Source organism: Mesorhizobium sp. M0522 (assembly GCF_040321085.1).
Lineage (GTDB): Bacteria > Pseudomonadota > Alphaproteobacteria > Rhizobiales > Rhizobiaceae > Mesorhizobium.
Window position 1 is genome coordinate 145,785 of sequence record NZ_JAMYQW010000009.1, and the last position, 18,042, is coordinate 163,826.

An 18,042-nucleotide genomic window follows, 5' to 3' on the forward strand; every position below is an offset into this window, starting at 1 on the left:
GAGAACGTCTGTTCGAGAACATCGGGCAGGGGCGACTACACCGTCATTGTTGACGGGCCAGAAGATCGCTCTTGGCAGATTTTTCTTCCGGTTCGGCGCGCACATACAGCTATTTCGGCGCTTTGTCACGTCTTCGCCGTTTCTTTTTTGGGCCGTTTCTTTTTTGCGCTGCTTCTTGGGCTGGCGCCCGCTGTGGCAATCCCGTGATCGCTTGTGGTCCAGGGGGTTGCGCCCGCGCGTCAAGCTTCCTAAGCCGGAAGATAAGCATTTTCCTCCAGCGACGACACCCCTCATGCCAATCTTGGACGCGGTCCTGCTCTTTCTCGCCGGCTTTCTATCAGGCGCGGTCAATGCCGTTGCCGGCGGCGGCACGTTCATAACCTTTGGCGCCATGACCCTGGCCGGCCTGCCGCCGATCGTCGCCAATGCGACATCGTCGGTGACGCAATTTCCTGGCTACATCACCTCGACGCTCGCCTATTGGCACGACATCAAGCATTTCTGGCGCGGCGCACTGCTGCTCAGCCTCATTTCGGCTCTCGGTGCGCTGTCTGGCGCGCTCATCCTTCTAGGGCTCGACAACCCGTCCTTCCGCGCCTTGGTGCCGTGGCTGCTGCTGGCGGCAACCGCATTGTTTGCTGCCGGGCCATGGCTGAAGCCGGCGCCCAAGCCGGAGCATGAGGCCGCGGTGGGTTCTCTGGTCGGGTCGCTGGCGCAGTTCGCCACCGCCGCCTATGGCGGCTTCTTCGGCGCCGGCATGGGCGTCATGATGCTGGCGACGCTCGGTCTCACCCAGTCCGGCGACTATCACCGGCTGAACGCACTGAAGAACATGCTGGCCGTGGTCATCGCTGCGGTTGCCATCCTCGTCTTCGTCTCGGGCGGCGTCATTGCCTGGCTGCAGGCGATCATCATGATCCCGGGTGGCGCGCTGGGCGGCTATGCCGGCGTCTGGATCGCTAGGCGCGTGCCGCAGAACGCGGTGCGCGGCTTCGTCATCGCCGTCGGCCTGTTCCTGGCTTTCTACTATTTCGACAAGGGCTGAGCGGCTGAAAGATCCGGCCGTCGCTCCTTCGTCAGCCTCTCCGCTTCGGCCCGCCGCCACGCCGCGATCTTCCTGTGATTGCCCGAAATCAGCACTTCGGGAATCGGCCGGCCCTCGAACTCCTGCGGCCGCGTATAATGCGGATGTTCGAGCAGGCCGTTTTCAAAGCTCTCTTCCTCGCCCGATACCGCATTGCCCATGACGCCGGGCAGCAGGCGCACCACGGCGTCGAGCAGCACGAGTGCCGCCGGCTCGCCGCCGGACAGGATGAAGTCGCCGATCGAAACTTCCTCGAGGCCGCGCGATTCAATGACCCGCTGGTCGACGCCTTCGAAGCGGCCGCAGACGATCACCGCACCCGGCCCGCCGGCGAGCTCGCGCACCCGTGCCTGCGTCAGCGGCTTGCCGCGCGGGCTCATCAGCAGGCGCGGACGTGGATCGGCTGCCGGCGAGGCATGGTCGATGGCGCTGGCCAGCACGTCTGCCCGCATCACCATGCCGGCGCCGCCGCCGGCCGGCGTGTCATCGACGGTACGGTGACGATCGCTGGCAAAGTCGCGGATCTGGATCGTTTCGAGCGACCAAATGCCGGTCTCGAGCGCGCGGCCGGCCAGCGACAGGCCAAGCGCGCCGGGAAACATCTCGGGATAGAGCGTCAGCACCGAAGCCGAAAAACTCACCGGTTGCCTCCGGCGTCCCTAGGCCCGCGCGGCCTGCCCTTGGGGTCGAAACCGTCGTCAGCGGGAGGCTCGCCGTCCTCGTCCTCGACCAACCCTGCGGCGGCTGGATCAACGCGGACAAAGCCGCCGGCGATCGACACTTCCGGAACAGCGGCCTGCGTGAACGGGATGAGCACGCCTTTGCGCCCCGCCAGCGTCACGTCGAGAATGTCGCCGCCGCCGAAATTATGCACGGCGACGACCTTGCCGATGATGGCACCGATGTCATCCTTGACCTCCAGTCCGACGAGGTCGGCATGGTAGAATTCATCCTCTTCGCCCTCATCGGGCAACACCGAACGGTCGACGAACAATTCGGTGCCGGCCAGCGCCTCGGCGGCATTGCGGTCGTTGACGCCTTTGAACCGCACCACCACCACGGTGTTGGCGGGCCTGATGTCGACGATCTGGAAGGCGCGGCCATCCCTGGCGTAGAGCGGACCGTAATCGGCCAGCGCCAGCGGGTCGCCGGTAAAGCTCTTGACGCGCAATTCGCCCTTGATGCCATGCGCGGCACCGATCACGGCCATCTGGACGGGGTTTTGCGGCTTGATCATCTGCGGAAAATCCTTTGCCTTGCTCTAACCCCAGCCCGTCGTCATTTCAATGACGCCGCTCTTCACCGCTTCCTAACCCGCGTGCCGGAAGATGGCGGGGAACTGGAAGAGTGCAATGCAGGAATTCCTCATACCGGCAAAACCCGACCTGCAGGCGGCGCGCGAGGCCTGGCTGAAGATGCTGGCGCGCGAACGCCGGCTATCGCCCGAAACCGTCGAGGCCTATGAGCGCGACACGCGCCAGTTCCTGCATTTCCTGACCGGCCATTGCGGCGGCTCGCCCGGCATTTCCGACATCGCCGATCTGCGCCCCGCCGATCTGCGCGGCTTTCTCGCTGCCCGCCGTGCCGAGGGCGCCGGCGCCCGCACGCTCGGGCGCGGGCTGGCCGGCATCCGCTCGCTGCTGCGTTTCCTGGAACGGCGCGGCCTCGCCAATGCGGCAGGTGCGACAGCCTTGCGCGCGCCGCGGCAGCCGAAATCGCTGCCCAAGCCGCTGACCGCAAGCGATGCAAAACACGTCGTCTCGGTGGAAGGCCAACTGGCGGAGGAGCCGTGGATTGCCGCGCGCAACGCCGCCGTGCTGACCCTGCTCTATGGGTCCGGCTTGCGGATCTCCGAGGCGCTCGGCCTGTCGGGCGCCGATCTTTCCTCACCTGGTGATACCGTGCTGCGCGTCACCGGCAAGGGTGGCAAGACCCGGCTGGTGCCGGTGCTGCCGGTGGCACTGCGGGCGATTGCCGAATACCGCCGCTTGTGTCCCTGGCATCTCAATCCCAAGGGCCCGCTGTTTCGCGGTGCCCGCGGCGGCCCGCTCAACCCGGCAATCGTCCAGCGCGACATGGCCAAGCTGCGCTCGGCGCTCAACCTGCCCGACACGGCGACGCCGCATGCGCTGCGCCATTCCTTCGCCACGCATCTGCTAGGGCGCGGCGGCGACCTGCGCACCATCCAGGAGTTGCTCGGCCACGCAAGCCTGTCGACAACCCAGATATACACCGGCGTCGACACCGCCAGGCTGCTCGAGATTTACGAAGCAGCTCATCCTCGTGCGTGATCGATGCATATGTCGGTGGCCATCTCGCAACAATTTTGATGCGCCGGTTAACCGTTTTGCCGCTTTTTGCGCCTAGAACCGCAGCATGAAACGCCTCATCGCCATCGCCGACCGCGCGACCCATATGTCGCTGAAGCTGCTCGTCGCGCTCAACGCCCTGTTTTTCCTCTCTTTCCTCATCGTCGCGCTGCTCGCCGCGGGCAAGGCACGCGCCGAGACTTCGGCCTGCGGCGGTAGCGATATGCTGAGCGCGCTGCAAAAGGACGACCCGGCTGCCTACCGCAAGATCGAGGCAGACGCGGCAGCGACGCCGAACGGCAAGGGCCTGCTGTGGAAGCTCGAAAAATCGGGCGAAAAACCGTCCTTCCTGTTCGGCACCATGCACGTTACCGACCCGCGCGTCACCACGCTCCCACCCGCCGCGCAGAAGGCATTCGATGCGGCTGGCACCGTCATCATCGAGACCACCGAAGTGCTCGACAAGCAGAAGATGATGGCCGCACTGCTGAAAGAGCCGGATCTGATGATGTTCACCGACAAGACGACGCTTTCGTCGCTGCTGTCGCCGGAGGATGCGGCGGTGGTCAACAAGGCGCTCGATGCGCGTGGCATCCCGCCAGCGACCGTCGCCAAGATGAAACCCTGGTTGCTGTCGGCGATGGTGGCGCTACCTGCATGCGAAGTCGCCCGCCAGGCTGGCGGTGCGCCGGTGCTCGACGTCAAGCTTGCCAAGGACGCCGAGGCTTCGGGCAAATCGGTCGAGGGCCTGGAGACAATCGCCGACCAGCTGCGCGCCATGGCTTCGCTGCCGATCGCCTTTCACCTCAAGGGGCTGGTCGATACGCTGAAGCTTGGCGACAAGGTGAACGATGTCAACGAAACCATGATCGTGCTTTACCGGCGTGGCGACACTGGCATGTATGTACCGCTGTTTCGGGCCGTCATCCCCGAACAGGTCGACGACCAATCGGGTTACGCCGAATTCGAGCAGACCATGATCACCAGCCGCAACAAGGTGATGGTCGATCGTGCAGCGCCGATCCTCGCCCACGGCAATGTCTTCATGGCGGTCGGCGCCATGCACCTTCCCGGAGCGCAAGGCTTGGTCGAGGGTTTCCGCAAGACCGGCTATACGGTGACCGCCGTCAACTGAACGACACGGCGGAGTTGCACACCGAATCATTGCCGAGGCGGGATCAGCCCTTACTCGTGGCGCGACGGCGGACCAGCCGCGCTTCGTGCCAAGAAACTGAAAAAGGTTCGGTTTGGCTCGATCGAAACCCATTTTGCGGTGGAAATGCATGCCTGCAAGCGATTCCGGATCAGAATTGCCCTGTTTTCGGCGTTTTCAACGCCTAATGTGAAACCGATTCAACGATTGTACGTTGATGGCTATTACTTGATGTTTTTCATCCACGGAGGACACTTTTATGGCGAACACACCCAATCCGAACGACCCATTCACCTCACCGGGTACCGCACGGCCACGCGGCGGCGGCAGCGGCTGGCTGATTGCACTGGTCGTCGTTATCCTGGCAATTGTCGCCTATTATGTTTTTGGAAGACGTAGCGAGGCACCTGCGCCTGCCGAACCGCCCGCAGCCAGCACACCGGCTCCGGCCCCAGCACCTGCCGAGCCGATGAAGCCAGCCGAACCGGCTCCTGCGCCAGCTCCGGCGACACCCGCTCCGGCTCCGGCTCCGGCAGAACCTGCACCCGCTCCGGCCCCTGCGCCAGCCCCGGCTCCGGCTCCCGCTCCCGCACCAGCACCGGCCCCGGCTCAGTGATCAGACTGCTGATTTAATATATGAACGGCCCGCTGAAAGGCGGGCCGTTTTGTTTTTGGGAGCAGCCGTCGATGGCTTCGTCATCCCGGGGCGGAGCGGTTACCAGCCGATGCGAAGAGGCACTCGATTCTGGTTCGCCGGAACACTGCCCCTAGATAACGGCATGGATGTCTCCGCGACGTCGCTTCGCTCGTGCTCCGCCCTGGGATGGCGAAGCGCAGATGTTTCAGCCAATCTCTAAGGTTTGCGATTCACCGCGTTTGCTCAGATATGGATGGGCTTGAAGAACGTCGCCAATGCCGCCTCCTTTACCGCCTCCGACATTGTCGGATGGGCGTGACAGGTGCGGGCTAGGTCTTCCGACGAGCCGCCAAATTCCATCAGCACGGCCGCCTCGTGGATCATCTCGCCGGCGCCGAAGCCGACGATGTGGACGCCGAGCACACGGTCGCTGGCCTTGTCGGCCAGGATTTTCACAAAGCCGTCGGTGTGCAGCATGGCGCGCGCGCGGCCATTGGCGCTGAACGGGAATTTTCCGGCCTTGTAGTCGATGCCGGCCTTCTTCAATTCTTCTTCGGTCTTGCCGACCGAGGCGATTTCCGGCGTGGTGTAGACGACGCTCGGAATCACGTCATAGTTCACATGACCGGCCTGGCCGGCGATGGTTTCGGCCACCGCCACGCCCTCGTCTTCGGCCTTGTGGGCAAGCATCGGCCCGGCGATGACATCGCCGATGGCATAGATGCCGGGCACGTTGGTCCTGAGATGACCGTCGGTCTTGACCCGGCCGCGCTCATCGACGTCGACGCCGGCATCCTTCAGCCCGAGAGCGTCCGAATAGGCCCGTCGTCCCGTCGAAATCAGCACCGCGTCCGCCTCGATCGTCTCGGCCGCACCGCCTTTGACCGGTTCGAAGGTGACCGTCGCCCCCTTCTTGGCCTTGGCGACGCCGGTCACCTTGGCGCCCAGCCTGAACTCAAAGCCCTGCTTCGACAGCAGGCGCTGGAATTGCTTGGCGACCTCGCCGTCCATGCCGCCCAGGATGGTGTCGAGGAACTCGACAACGGTGACCTTGGCGCCGAGCCGCGCCCATACCGAGCCGAGCTCCAGACCGATGACACCGCCGCCGACCACCACCAGATGGCCCGGCACTTTGTCCAGCGACAGCGCGCCGGTCGACGAGATGATCACCTTCTCGTCGAAATCGACCTTGACGCCGGGAATGCCGGCGACGTCGGAGCCGGTGGCGATGACGATGTTCTTGGTCTCGATCTCCTCGACCTTGCCGTCATCGGAGGTCGCCGACACCTTGCCGGCCGCAACCACCTTGCCGGTGCCACGAAAACTGTCGATCTTGTTCTTCTTGAACAGGAAGGCGACGCCATTGACGTTGGCCGTCACCGTCGCATCCTTGTGTGCCATCATCTTCCCAAGATTGAGCTTGGGCGCGCCGATCTCGACGCCGAGCGCCTCGAAGGAATGGCCGGCCTCGGCAAACATCTCGGACGCATGCAGCAGCGCCTTTGACGGGATGCAGCCGATGTTGAGGCAGGTACCGCCGAAGGTCGGGTTCTTTTCGACTACCGCCGTCTTCAGACCGAGCTGCGCCGCCTTGATGGCGCAGACGTAGCCGCCTGGTCCCGATCCGATGATAACGACGTCATAGGCCATGATACTGTCCCTTTTGCTTTAGCGGCCGCCGCCGATTTCCAGATTGGCGCCTGTTGTGTAGGACGCCTCGTCCGACAGCAGCCAGAGAATTGCGGCTGCGACTTCCTCGGCGGTGCCGACGCGCTGCATGGGCACCACCTTGCGCATTCTCTCGACGCGATCCGGCTGCCCGCCGGAGGCATGAATTTCGGTGTCGATGATGCCCGGGCTGACCGCGTTGACACGAATGCCTTCGCCGGCCACTTCGCGGGCAAGCCCGATGGTGAAGGAATCGACCGCGCCCTTCGAGGCGGCGTAGTCGACATATTGACCCGGCCCGCCAAGCCTTGCCGCGATCGAAGAAACATTGGCGATGGCGCCGCCCTTGCCGCCATGCCTGGTCGACATCCGCTTCACCGCCTCGCGGGCGCAAAGCATCGGCGCGATCACATTGATGCGCATCATGCGCTCCAGCCTTGCAGCGCTAAGCTCGTCGATGCGCGCGCTCTGGTCGACCACGCCGGCATTGTTGACGAGCGCGTCGAGCCGACCGAAACGGCCATCGACAGCCTCGAACATGGCCAATACGTCCGTCTCGCTGCCGACATCGGCCTTGACTGTGAAGGCTTCTCCGCCAGCGGCCTCGATGTCGGCGACCACCGCTTCGGCGGCTTTTGCATTCGACGCGTAATTGACCGCAATGCGATAGCCGGCCTTGGCGGCAAGCCTGCATGTAGCGGCACCAATGCCGCGGCTGCCGCCGGTCATCAGCAGGATCTTTCCGCTCGCGCTCATTCCTGACATCCCTTCAGGGCAAAGACGTCCCAGGGCACCTTGGAAAAGCCGTTGGCGCCATAGGCCGCCGACATCTGCAGCGACGCTCCCAGATCGGGCAGGATCAGCTTCTTCGGCGCATCCTTTCCTTCGCCCGGCAGCAACGCGATATTGCCCTGGTCGTCGGCAGTGTAGATGACGCCCTCCCACACGGTGCAGGCGGCGAGCTCGTCGCCGGTGACGTCGCCGGCCGGGCATTTGTACATCAGCGAGCCATGCGGCCGCGCCGCGCCCTCCGTCCACATGACGATGCCGTCGAGCACGACGCCGTTGTCGAGCACCATCTTGAAGCTGTTGGTGACGGCAGCCGACTCCATGGTCGGCCTGAAATCGATCTCGGCGGCGTTTTCAGGATCGCCATAGACGGCGAGCTCGAGCGGGCAGGCGGCGAGGGCCGCGGAGACCGTCTGCACGCCGAGTGCGCAGATTGTGACAAACAAACCGGACCGGAAACGAGACGAACTCATCCGGCGGCGCAGATCCATGCTCCGGCTCACGTCGGCCGCCCCTAGAGGTCGAGCACTAGCCGTTCCGGATCCTCGAGGCTTTCCTTGACCCGCACCAGAAACGTCACCGCTTCCTTGCCGTCGACGATGCGGTGGTCGTAGGACAGCGCCAGGTACATCATCGGCCGGATGACGATCTGGCCGCCGACCACCATCGGCCTCTCCTGAATCTTGTGCATACCCAAAATGCCGGACTGCGGCGCGTTGAGAATCGGCGTCGACATCAGCGACCCGTAAACGCCACCGTTGGAAATCGTAAACGTGCCGCCTTGCATATCCGCAACCGACAGCTTGCCGTCGCGCGCCGCAAGCCCCAGCCTGCCGATGTCCTTCTCGATTTCGGCGATGGACATCTGGTCGGCATTGCGCACGACCGGCACGACGAGGCCTTTCTCTGTACCGACGGCAACGCCGATATGGGCGTAGTTCTTGAAGATGATGTCGGTGCCGTCGATCTCGGCATTGACCGACGGGATCTCCTTCAGCGCATGGGTGACGGCCTTGGTGAAGAAGCCCATGAAGCCGAGCTTCACGCCGTGCTTCTTCTCGAACACGTCCTTGTATTTGCTCCTCAGCGCCATCACCGCGCTCATGTCGACCTCGTTGAAGGTGGTCAGCATGGCGGCGGTCGATTGCGCTTCCTTGAGGCGGCGCGCGATGGTCTGGCGCAGCTTGGTCATGCGCACGCGCTCCTCGCGCGAGGCATCGTCGGCCGAGGATGGCGCGCGCGCGGCAACGGGTGCCGGTACAGGCGCGGCCTTCGGCATTTCTGCCGGCTGCGACGGCGCGCCCCTGGCGATCAGGTCGAGCACGTCGCCTTTCAGCACCTGGCCGCGCTTGCCCGAGCCCGACACCTGGTCGACTGCGAGATTGTGCTCGGCCAGCAGCTTTGCTGCCGACGGTGCCGGCGGCATGGTGCGCGTCTCGATCGCGCCGGCGTCGCCGGCGATCTTGGCCGTCTCGGCAGCGGCCTGCTTGACGCTCGAGGCCGCAGTCGGAGCCGAAGCCTGCGACACCGCCTCCTGCTTCGTTGCCGGAGCGGCGGAATTGGCTGCCGCGCCGGCGCCTGCCGAAATCGTGCCGAGCAGTGCGCCGACGCCGACCGTCTCGCCTTCCTTGACGGCGATCTCGCTGAGCGTGCCCGCGGTGGCGGCCGGCACTTCCACCGTCACCTTGTCGGTTTCGAGCTCGACCAGCGGCTCATCGGCGGCGATCGCGTCGCCGACCTTCTTGAACCATTTGCCGATGGTCGCCTCGGTGACGGATTCACCAAGTGTCGGGACGCGGATTTCGGTTGCCATTGTGCCTGTCCGTTTCTTTCAGTTCTGTTCTATTCACCAAGCGCGTCGTCGAGCAAGGCGGCAAGCTGGGCGAGATGCTTCGACATCAATCCGGTCGCCGGCGAGGCGGCGGCCGGCCGGCCGGTATAGCGCACCCGCTGATGCTTGGCGTCGATATGCGCCAGCACCCATTCGAGATACGGATCGATGAACGACCAGGCGCCCATGTTCTTGGGCTCCTCCTGGCACCACACCATCTCGGCATTGCGGAAGCGCGACAGTTCGGTGATCAGCGCCTTGGCCGGGAACGGATAGAGCTGCTCGACGCGCAGCAAATAGATGTCGTTGATGCCGCGCTTCTCGCGCTCCTCGTAGAGGTCGTAATAGACCTTGCCCGAACAGAGCACGACACGGCGGATCTTCGAATCCTTGGTGAGCTTGATGGCCTGGCCCGACAGCAGCTGGGCATCGTCCCACAGCAGCCGGTGAAAGGCGCTTTCGCCCGACATCTCCGGCAGCGTCGATACCGCCCGCTTGTGGCGCAGCAGCGACTTCGGCGTCATCAGGATCAGCGGCTTGCGGAAGTCCCGCTTCAACTGCCGGCGCAGTATGTGGAAATAGTTGGCTGGCGTCGTGACGTTGGCGACCTGCATATTGTCTTCGGCGCAAAGCTGAAGGAAGCGCTCGAGCCGGGCCGACGAATGCTCGGGGCCCTGGCCTTCGTAGCCATGCGGCAGCAGGCAGACGAGGCCCGACATTCTGAGCCATTTGCGCTCGCCCGACGAGATGAACTGGTCGAAGACCACCTGGGCGCCGTTGGCGAAGTCGCCGAACTGCGCTTCCCACAGCGTCAGCGCCTTCGGCTCGGCCAGCGAGTAGCCATATTCGAAGCCGAGCACGGCCTCTTCCGACAGCATCGAGTTGATGACCTCGAAGCCGGCCTGCGCCGCCGACAGATTGTTGAGCGGGATGTAGCGTGTCTCGTCGCGCTGGTCGTAGAGCACGGAATGGCGCTGCGAGAAGGTGCCGCGCTCCGAATCCTGGCCGGACAGCCGGATCGGATTGCCGTCGAGCAGGATGGCGCCGAAGGCCAGCGCCTCGGCCGTAGACCAGTCGATGCCTTCGCCCGACTCGATCGCCTGGCGGCGGTTGTCGAGGAAGCGGATGATCGTCTTGTGCGCCTCGAAATCCTTCGGCACCTCGGTCAGCTTCTTGCCGATCTCCTTCAGCGTCTTGACCGGCACGGCGGTCTTGCCGCGCCGCTGTTCGTCCTGGTTGTCGGCCGAGCGCAGGCCGGACCAGGCGCCGTCCAGCCAATCCGCCTTGTTCGGCTTATAGTGCTGGCCGACCTCGAATTCCTGCTCGAGATGCGCCCGCCAATCGGCCTTCACCTTTTCGAGCTCGGCCTGGGTGATGTGGCCTTCCGCGATCAGCCGGTCGGCATAGATCTGCATGGTCGTCTTCTGGTTGCGGATCTTGCGATACATGATCGGCTGGGTGAAGGCCGGCTCGTCGCCCTCATTATGGCCGAAGCGGCGGTAGCAGAACATGTCCACCACGACCGGCTTGTGGAACTTCATGCGGAATTCGATCGCCACCTTGGTGGCATGGACCACCGCTTCCGGGTCGTCGCCGTTGACGTGGAAGATCGGCGCCTCGATCATCTTGGCCACGTCCGACGGATAAGGCGACGAGCGCGAGAAGCGCGGGTTGGTGGTGAAGCCGATCTGGTTGTTGATGATGAAATGCAGCGTGCCGGCGACGCGGTGGCCGCGCAGGCCCGACAGGCCGAGGATTTCGGCAATCACGCCCTGGCCGGCAAAAGCGGCGTCGCCATGCAACAGCAGCGGCAGCACCTTGGCGCGCTCTTCCAGCGGCACGATCTCCTCGCGGCTGCGGCCGAACAGATAATCCTGCTTGGCGCGCGCCTTGCCCATCACCACCGGGTCGACGATTTCCAGATGCGACGGGTTGGCGGTCAGCGACAGATGCACCTTGTTGCCGTCGAACTCGCGGTCCGACGAGGCGCCGAGATGGTACTTCACGTCGCCCGAGCCCTCGACCTCGTCGGGCGCGGCGGAGCCGCCCTTGAACTCATGGAAAATGGCGCGGTGCGGCTTGGCCATCACCTGCGACAGCACGTTCAGCCGGCCGCGATGCGCCATGCCGAGCACGATCTCCTTCATGCCGAGCTGGCCGCCTCGCTTGATGATCTGCTCCAGCGCAGGGATCAGCGACTCGCCGCCATCAAGGCCGAAGCGCTTGGTGCCCTTGTACTTGACGTCGATGAATTGCTCGAAGCCTTCCGCCTCGACCAGCTTCTGCAGGATCGCCTTCTTGCCGGCGGCGGTGAAGGAGATCTCCTTGTCGGTGCCCTCGATGCGCGCCTGGATCCAGGCCTTCTCCTCGGGATCGGAAATATGCATGAATTCGACGCCGAGCGTCGAGCAATAGGTCCGGGTCAGGATGTCGAGCATCTGCCGGATGGTGCCGAATTCCAGCCCGAGCACATTGTCGAGGAAGATCGGCCGGTCGTAGTCGGCTTCGGTGAAGCCGTAATTCTCCGGCGACAGCTCGTTGTAATCCTCGAGCGGCTTGGCAATGCCCAGCGGATCGAGATTGGCGTGCAGGTGGCCGCGCATGCGGAAGGCGCGGATCATCATGATGGCGCGGACGGAATCGCGCGTCGCCTGATGCACGTCGGCGTCGGAAAGCGCTGCGCCGTTGCCGACCGCCCTGTCCTTGACCTTCTTTTCGATGTGCTTTTCGACCAGGCCCCAATTGCCGTCTAGCGCCGAGACCAGCTCGCCATTGGCCTGCATCGGCCAGGAGGGCTTGGCCCAAGAGGCGCCCTTGGCGTTCCTGCGCACGTCGCCGGCGTCATCCTTCAGCGCCGCGAAGAAGTCCTGCCATTCGGGATCGACCGACGCGGGATCGTCCTCATAGGCGGCATAGAGCGCGTCGATATAATCGGCATTGCCGCCATAGAGGAAAGAGGTAAGCGAAAACTGGTCGTTGGTTTGATCTTGTCGTGCCATTTTGCCTAGCGGAGCGTTGCTCCGTCTCCCTATCCCTAATGCGCTACCACGCGGCTAAGCCGCCACATGCCAAAAGGGTTTGCATACAGATTGTGGTCCGCGTCGGGCTGCTGCGTTTCCACACTCAAACGATATCGCGGTGCGCCTGCTTCCAGTCCAAACGTCTGACCGGCCAAAAGCTCGGGGCTTTCGTAAAGTTGATACATGTTGAAGCCGCGAAGCAGCTTGACGGCAGACTGAAATTCGTCACCTGAAACGATAGAATCCCAAAGCCCCAGATTACGCATACCGCAGCTGTAGGTAGTCGTACCGTCCGACACGGAATCCAGAACCATCAGCCCGTAGATCTCAACAAAACCGCCGTTTGTCTCTTCAAGCCATTGATCCGCTGAGAATGCCTTTCCGGCCGTTTCGACCTTCACGCCCAGACCACCGGCCTGGATCAGATGGGCTGCCGCCTTTGCGATGGAAATCGATGTTTCCTTCGTTTGCAGGGCCCTGGAAAGCAAATAGACGACGCTCTTGTGCGAGCCGATTTTGTCGATGACATCCTTGCCGAGCTTGTTGGCGAGGCCGGCGCCGGCGAAGGCTCTCGTCATATCCTCGTCGCGGTCGCAGAAATCAAATTCGAACGCAGCTTTGCTCGGGCCGTGCATCACGATCATCCCCGCAGCCACGTAGTCAGCTGAAGGCATCGACGCCTCTGCAACGGCGCGTACGAAAGCCGACCTGTCTTCCCAAGGGCCGGGTATGCATAGGATGATGCGCTTCTCGTCTTCCATGTCCTGCTCATCGGCATTCGAAAGCTCGGCTGCTCACGTTCTTAACCCTTGATCGCCTCGACCAGCGTCGTGCCGAGCCGGGCCGGCGATGGCGAAACCTTGATGCCGGCCGATTCCATCGCCGCGATCTTGTCTTCCGCGCCGCCCTTGCCGCCGGAGATGACCGCGCCCGCATGGCCCATGGTGCGGCCCGCCGGCGCGGTGCGCCCGGCGATGAAGCCGGCCATCGGCTTGCGGCGGCCGCGCTTTGCCTCGTCCTTGAGGAACTGCGCGGCGTCTTCCTCGGCTGAGCCGCCGATTTCGCCGATCATGATGATCGACTTGGTCTCGTCGTCGGCGAGGAACATCTCCAGCACGTCTATGAACTCCGTGCCTTTGACCGGATCGCCGCCGATGCCGACGGCGGTGGTCTGGCCAAGGCCGACATTGGTGGTCTGGAACACCGCCTCATAGGTAAGCGTTCCCGAGCGGGAAACAACGCCGACCGAGCCCTTGCGGAAGATGTTGCCGGGCATGATGCCTATCTTGCATTCGTCGGGGGTCAGCACGCCGGGGCAGTTCGGCCCGATCAGCCGCGACGTCGAACGGTCGAGCCTCGCCTTGACCTTGATCATGTCCATAACCGGTATGCCCTCGGTGATGCAGACGATCAGCGGGATCTCGGCCTCGATCGCTTCCAGGATCGCTTCGGCAGCACCCGCCGGCGGCACGTAGACGACCGAAGCGTTGGCGCCGGTCCTGGCCTTGCCTTCGGCTACGGTGGCGAAGATCGGAAGCGCCTCGCCCTTGGCGCCGGTCCAGGTTTCGCCGCCCTTCTTGGGGTGGATGCCGCCGACCATCTTTGTGCCGTGATAGGCCAGCGCCTGTTCGGTGTGGAACGTGCCGGTCTTGCCGGTCAGGCCCTGCACCAGCACCTTGGTGTTCTTGTCGACGAGAATGGACATGGTGGTCCTTTTCAAAAACCGTTGATCGGGGAAGGCCGCGCGCTCATGGTCACAACCGCTTCAGCTCGGCGACGGTAAGGTCGCTTTTGGCATTGCCGGTGTTGAGCGTCGTTGCCGGCTCGAACATCAGCACCACCGGCTCCTCGCTTAGCGAGCGCGGCCGGTGCTCGACGGCGCGCGGCACGACTATGAATTCGCCGCTGGAAAGCTCCACCGTGCCGTCGCGGAAATCGATGGCGATGCGGCCGCGCAGCACCAGGAAGGCCTCGTCCTCATTGTCATGCGCGTGCCAATCGAAGACGTCGCCGAACTTGGCGATCTTGACCTGGCTGTCGTTCACGTCGCCGGCGATATGCGGGTCGAAGACCTTTTTGATCTTCTGATCCGCCGCCTCGACGAGGTTTATCTTGTGCGGAGGCATCGCCTATCGACCTTGACCCTGAAGTTCTGTTTTCAAGCTGGGCATTTTTGGTTTCCGTGAACGACAGCACCGATCCATCGGCCCCCGGCGCGCCGGATCGTCACGATCTGCACCGATAAATTGCCGCCAGACGTTCTCATTTCACCAAGGGACTTGGGGTCATCATCGGCTTGGAAACTGCTGCCATATTTGGTCAGAAGCCTTTTCAGGATCATGTTGGCGGCCAGCTTCGGATCGTTGGTGCCGAAGGAGACCAGGCAGTCGCAGCGACCACTCGAACTCTTGATTGAGGCAACGATTTCCGTAGCCTTGTAGACTTGCAGCCCGTCGGATCCGGCCTTGAACCCGCTTTGCCGGGCAACCGCGTTGAACCGGCCGAAGCTGGGCGCCGTTGCCGGACATAAATTCATGAAGAGATTGACCCTCTTGCCAATCCAGGCGGGCGACTTCGAAATATCCGCGGCCGCAGCAGCGCTGGCCCAAAAAGCCATGCCGCAGAGCGCTATCGCCAGCAACCGCTGCATCAGCCGCCCTTCACCGCCGCCACGATCTTCTTGGCTGCGTCATCGAGATCATCGGCCGACACCACGTTTAGCCCGCTGTCGTTGATGATCTTCTTGCCGAGCTCGGCATTGGTGCCTTCGAGCCGCACCACCAGCGGCACTTGCAGGCCGACCTCCTTGACCGCGGCGATGACGCCCTCGGCGATGATGTCGCATTTCATGATGCCGCCAAAAATGTTGATCAGGATGCCTTTGACCGCCGGATCCTTGGTGATGATCTTGAATGCCGCTGTCACCTTCTCCTTGGACGCGCCGCCGCCGACATCGAGGAAGTTGGCCGGCTCGGCGCCATAAAGTTTGATGATGTCCATCGTCGCCATCGCCAGGCCGGCGCCGTTGACCATGCAGCCGATATTGCCGTCGAGCGCGACATAGGCGAGGTCGTATTTCGACGCCTCGATCTCCTTCTCGTCCTCTTCGGTGGTGTCGCGCAATTCGACCACGTCCGGGTGACGGAACAGCGCATTGTTGTCGAACGACACTTTTGCGTCGAGCACGCGCAGCCGGCCGTTCTTCATGACGATCAAAGGGTTGACCTCGAGCAGGCTCATGTCCTTCTCGACAAACGCCCTGTAGAGGATCGGAAACAGCGTCGCGCCATCCTTGGCGGCGTCGCCGTCGAGTCTCAGTGCGGCGTTGAGCTTCTTCACATCGTCGGTCGTCACGCCTTTTTCCGGGTCGATGGCGACGGTAATGATCTTTTCCGGCGTGTCGTGGGCGACCGCCTCGATGTCCATGCCGCCCTCGGTCGAGACGACGAAGGCGACGCGCCCGACCGAGCGGTCGACCAGGATCGACAGATAGAGCTCGCGCTCGATGTCGGCGCCGTCCTCGATATAGAGCCGGTTGACCTGCTTGCCGGCCGGGCCGGTCTGCTTGGTGACCAGCGTACGGCCGAGCATCTCCTTGGCATTGGCGACGACCTCGGCTACCGACTTTGCCAGCCTGACACCGCCCTTGGCATCGGCGCCGAGCTCCCTGAATTTGCCCTTGCCGCGGCCGCCGGCATGGATCTGGCTCTTGACCACATAGAGCGGGCCGGGCAGCGCCTTGGCGGCGGCCTCCGCCTCGCTCGCCTTGAACACCGGCACGCCCTCGGCCACCGGTGCGCCAAAGCCCTTCAGCAGCGCCTTGCCCTGATATTCATGGATGTTCATGCGCTATGTCTCCAGCTTGCTTGGCGGGCTTGGTTGCCGGCTTATTTGGCCGCGAGATGCGGAGCGATCTTGACGCAGGCATCGCACAGGCCCTGCACCGCTGCGACCGAACTGTCGAACATCTTCTGCTCACTCTTCGCGAGCTCGATCTCGATGATACGCTCGACGCCGCCGGCGCCGATCACCACGGGAACGCCGACATAGGTGTTCTTGACGCCATATTGGCCCGAAAGATACGCCGCACAGGGCAGCACCCGCTTCTTGTCCTTGAGATAGGCTTCGGCCATGGCGATGGCCGAGGCGGCCGGCGCATAAAAGGCAGAGCCGGTCTTGAGCAGGCCGACGATCTCGGCGCCGCCGTCGCGGGTGCGCTGCACGATCTGGTCGAGCCGCTCTTTCGAGGTCCAGCCCATCTTGATGAGGTCGGGCAGCGGGATGCCGGCAACCGTCGAATAGCGGATCATCGGCACCATGGAATCGCCGTGGCCGCCGAGCACGAAGGCAGTGACGTCCTCGACCGAGACCTTGAATTCCTCGGCAAGGAAATAACGGAAGCGCGAACTGTCGAGCACGCCGGCCATGCCGACGACATGGCTCTTGGGCAGGCCGGAAAACTTCTGCAGCGCCCAGACCATGGCGTCGAGCGGATTGGTGATGCAGATGACGAAGGCTTTCGGCGCGTATTTCTTGAGGCCGGCGCCGACCTGCTCCATCACCTTCAGATTGATGCCTAGAAGATCGTCGCGGCTCATGCCGGGCTTGCGCGGCACGCCGGCGGTGACGATGCAGACATCGGCGCCCTCGATGCCGGCATAGTCGTTGACGCCGGTCAGCCTCGAGTCGAACCCATCGACCGGCGACGACTGCGCGATGTCCAGTCCCTTGCCTTGCGGGATGCCTTCGGCGATATCGAACAGCACGACGTCGCCGAGATCCTTGAGGCCGACCATGTGGGCGAGGGTGCCGCCGATCATGCCCGAGCCGATGAGCGCTATCTTGTTGCGTGCCATGTCAGGATATTTTCCCTTTGACTATGACGGCGCCCAAATCCTTGATGATTTGATGACGGCGTCGGAGGAAGAGGCCGGAATGCTGCGGAACCGCGAAATGCGCCGCACGCAATAGCCCCGGCCGCACAAAAATTCAAACGATTATTTCGAAGTGAGTAATTTCAATCGGTTAGAAACAATGGGAATTACGTAAACGTCAAAATTCTGAAGCCGACTAGAGGAATTCTACACAATGGCACTGGAAATCAGAAGGCTGTTTCCTGGCGATGACGCCCTTGTGATGCGGGTTGCCGACGAAGTCTTCGACGAGCCGGTCAGGCCGGATCGGCTCTCCGCCTATCTCGCGAAGCCCGGTCATTTCATGGTCGTGGCCCTCGCCGACGGCATCGTCGTTGGCCAATGCGCAGCCGTCATCCACCGCCACCCGGACAAGGTGAGCGAACTCTACATAGACGAGGTCGGCGTGGCGCCGGCCTTTCAACGCCAGGGCATTGCGACGAGGATGCTCGGCGCCATGTTCGCACTCGGTCGCGAGCATGGCTGTGAGGAGGCGTGGGTCGGCACCGAGCCGGACAATGTTGCTGCTCGCGCACTTTACGAGTCGCGAAAAGAGCCGCATGGGCCGGCGGAGGGGTTCGTCATGTATGTTTATCGATTATAGGCGCCGGCGGCAGCGCCCCCTTCTGTACTATCCC

The 18,042-nt window shown here is 63.2% G+C and carries 17 protein-coding genes; 4 read left to right on the forward strand and 13 right to left on the reverse strand.

Annotation, left to right across the window (positions count from 1 at the left end; genetic code table 11):
• Window positions 1–292 precede the first annotated feature (292 nt).
• Window positions 293–1,045: a sulfite exporter TauE/SafE family protein gene (locus NKI58_RS13600; protein WP_352572230.1), complete on the forward strand. Its 753-nt coding sequence runs from the start codon at window positions 293–295 to the stop codon at window positions 1,043–1,045.
• Here the strand turns inward: NKI58_RS13600 and trmD are convergent.
• The gene (gene trmD, locus NKI58_RS13605) at window positions 1,027–1,725 is read right to left on the reverse strand and encodes a tRNA (guanosine(37)-N1)-methyltransferase TrmD (RefSeq protein ID WP_352593785.1); all 699 of its coding nucleotides are present in this window, start codon (window positions 1,723–1,725) and stop codon (window positions 1,027–1,029) included. The two genes, NKI58_RS13600 and trmD, sit on opposite strands and share 19 nt — an antisense overlap.
• Window positions 1,722–2,321, reverse strand: coding sequence for a ribosome maturation factor RimM (rimM, locus tag NKI58_RS13610; protein WP_352593784.1), 600 nt, complete (start codon window positions 2,319–2,321; stop codon window positions 1,722–1,724). The genes trmD and rimM overlap by 4 nt, the downstream gene beginning before the upstream one ends.
• A gap of 115 nt (window positions 2,322–2,436) precedes the next feature.
• Here rimM and NKI58_RS13615 point away from each other — a divergent pair, with 115 nt between their 5' ends.
• On the forward strand, window positions 2,437–3,375 hold the full coding sequence (locus NKI58_RS13615) for a tyrosine recombinase XerC (RefSeq protein ID WP_352782845.1): 939 nt from the start codon (window positions 2,437–2,439) through the stop codon (window positions 3,373–3,375).
• A gap of 85 nt (window positions 3,376–3,460) precedes the next feature.
• A complete protein-coding gene (locus NKI58_RS13620; protein WP_352782843.1) occupies window positions 3,461–4,528 on the forward strand; it encodes a TraB/GumN family protein in 1,068 nt (355 codons plus the stop codon).
• Window positions 4,529–5,426: 898 nt separating this feature from the next.
• Here the strand turns inward: NKI58_RS13620 and lpdA are convergent.
• Genes lpdA through mdh form a run of 11 tightly spaced genes read right to left on the reverse strand, consistent with a single transcriptional unit; the run spans window position 5,427 to window position 17,347 of the window.
• A complete protein-coding gene (lpdA, locus tag NKI58_RS13625) occupies window positions 5,427–6,833 on the reverse strand; it encodes a dihydrolipoyl dehydrogenase (RefSeq protein WP_352680591.1) in 1,407 nt (468 codons plus the stop codon).
• Window positions 6,834–6,851: 18 nt separating this feature from the next.
• On the reverse strand, window positions 6,852–7,607 hold the full coding sequence (locus NKI58_RS13630; protein WP_352853329.1) for an SDR family oxidoreductase: 756 nt from the start codon (window positions 7,605–7,607) through the stop codon (window positions 6,852–6,854).
• On the reverse strand, window positions 7,604–8,131 hold the full coding sequence (locus NKI58_RS13635) for a hypothetical protein (protein WP_352853330.1): 528 nt from the start codon (window positions 8,129–8,131) through the stop codon (window positions 7,604–7,606). Before NKI58_RS13635 ends, NKI58_RS13630 begins: the two co-directional genes overlap by 4 nt.
• 23 nt (window positions 8,132–8,154) lie before the next feature.
• Window positions 8,155–9,453: a 2-oxoglutarate dehydrogenase complex dihydrolipoyllysine-residue succinyltransferase gene (gene odhB / locus NKI58_RS13640; protein ID WP_352782836.1), complete on the reverse strand. Its 1,299-nt coding sequence runs from the start codon at window positions 9,451–9,453 to the stop codon at window positions 8,155–8,157.
• Between the two features lie 29 nt (window positions 9,454–9,482).
• The gene (locus tag NKI58_RS13645; protein ID WP_352824154.1) at window positions 9,483–12,470 is read right to left on the reverse strand and encodes a 2-oxoglutarate dehydrogenase E1 component; all 2,988 of its coding nucleotides are present in this window, start codon (window positions 12,468–12,470) and stop codon (window positions 9,483–9,485) included.
• A 35-nt stretch (window positions 12,471–12,505) separates the two neighbouring features.
• Window positions 12,506–13,252 (reverse strand): hypothetical protein, encoded by a 747-nt coding sequence (locus tag NKI58_RS13650; RefSeq protein ID WP_352782834.1) that lies wholly within the window; start codon window positions 13,250–13,252, stop codon window positions 12,506–12,508.
• Window positions 13,253–13,293: 41 nt separating this feature from the next.
• Window positions 13,294–14,196, reverse strand: coding sequence for a succinate--CoA ligase subunit alpha (gene sucD / locus NKI58_RS13655; protein WP_352623528.1), 903 nt, complete (start codon window positions 14,194–14,196; stop codon window positions 13,294–13,296).
• A 49-nt stretch (window positions 14,197–14,245) separates the two neighbouring features.
• Window positions 14,246–14,617: a cupin domain-containing protein gene (locus tag NKI58_RS13660; RefSeq protein WP_023679793.1), complete on the reverse strand. Its 372-nt coding sequence runs from the start codon at window positions 14,615–14,617 to the stop codon at window positions 14,246–14,248.
• 32 nt (window positions 14,618–14,649) lie between these two features.
• Complete coding sequence (locus NKI58_RS13665) at window positions 14,650–15,141, reverse strand: hypothetical protein (protein ID WP_352782832.1); 492 nt, start codon at window positions 15,139–15,141, stop codon at window positions 14,650–14,652.
• Window positions 15,141–16,337 carry an ADP-forming succinate--CoA ligase subunit beta gene (gene sucC, locus NKI58_RS13670; RefSeq protein WP_352782830.1) on the reverse strand — a complete coding sequence of 399 codons (1,197 nt, stop codon included), beginning with the start codon at window positions 16,335–16,337 and terminating at the stop codon, window positions 15,141–15,143. Before sucC ends, NKI58_RS13665 begins: the two co-directional genes overlap by 1 nt.
• A 41-nt stretch (window positions 16,338–16,378) precedes the next feature.
• Entirely contained in the window at window positions 16,379–17,347 is a 969-nt protein-coding gene (gene mdh / locus NKI58_RS13675; RefSeq protein ID WP_292660644.1) for a malate dehydrogenase, read from the reverse strand.
• A 232-nt stretch (window positions 17,348–17,579) separates the two neighbouring features.
• Here mdh and NKI58_RS13680 point away from each other — a divergent pair, with 232 nt between their 5' ends.
• Window positions 17,580–18,008: a GNAT family N-acetyltransferase gene (locus tag NKI58_RS13680; RefSeq protein WP_352782827.1), complete on the forward strand. Its 429-nt coding sequence runs from the start codon at window positions 17,580–17,582 to the stop codon at window positions 18,006–18,008.
• Window positions 18,009–18,042 lie beyond the last annotated feature (34 nt).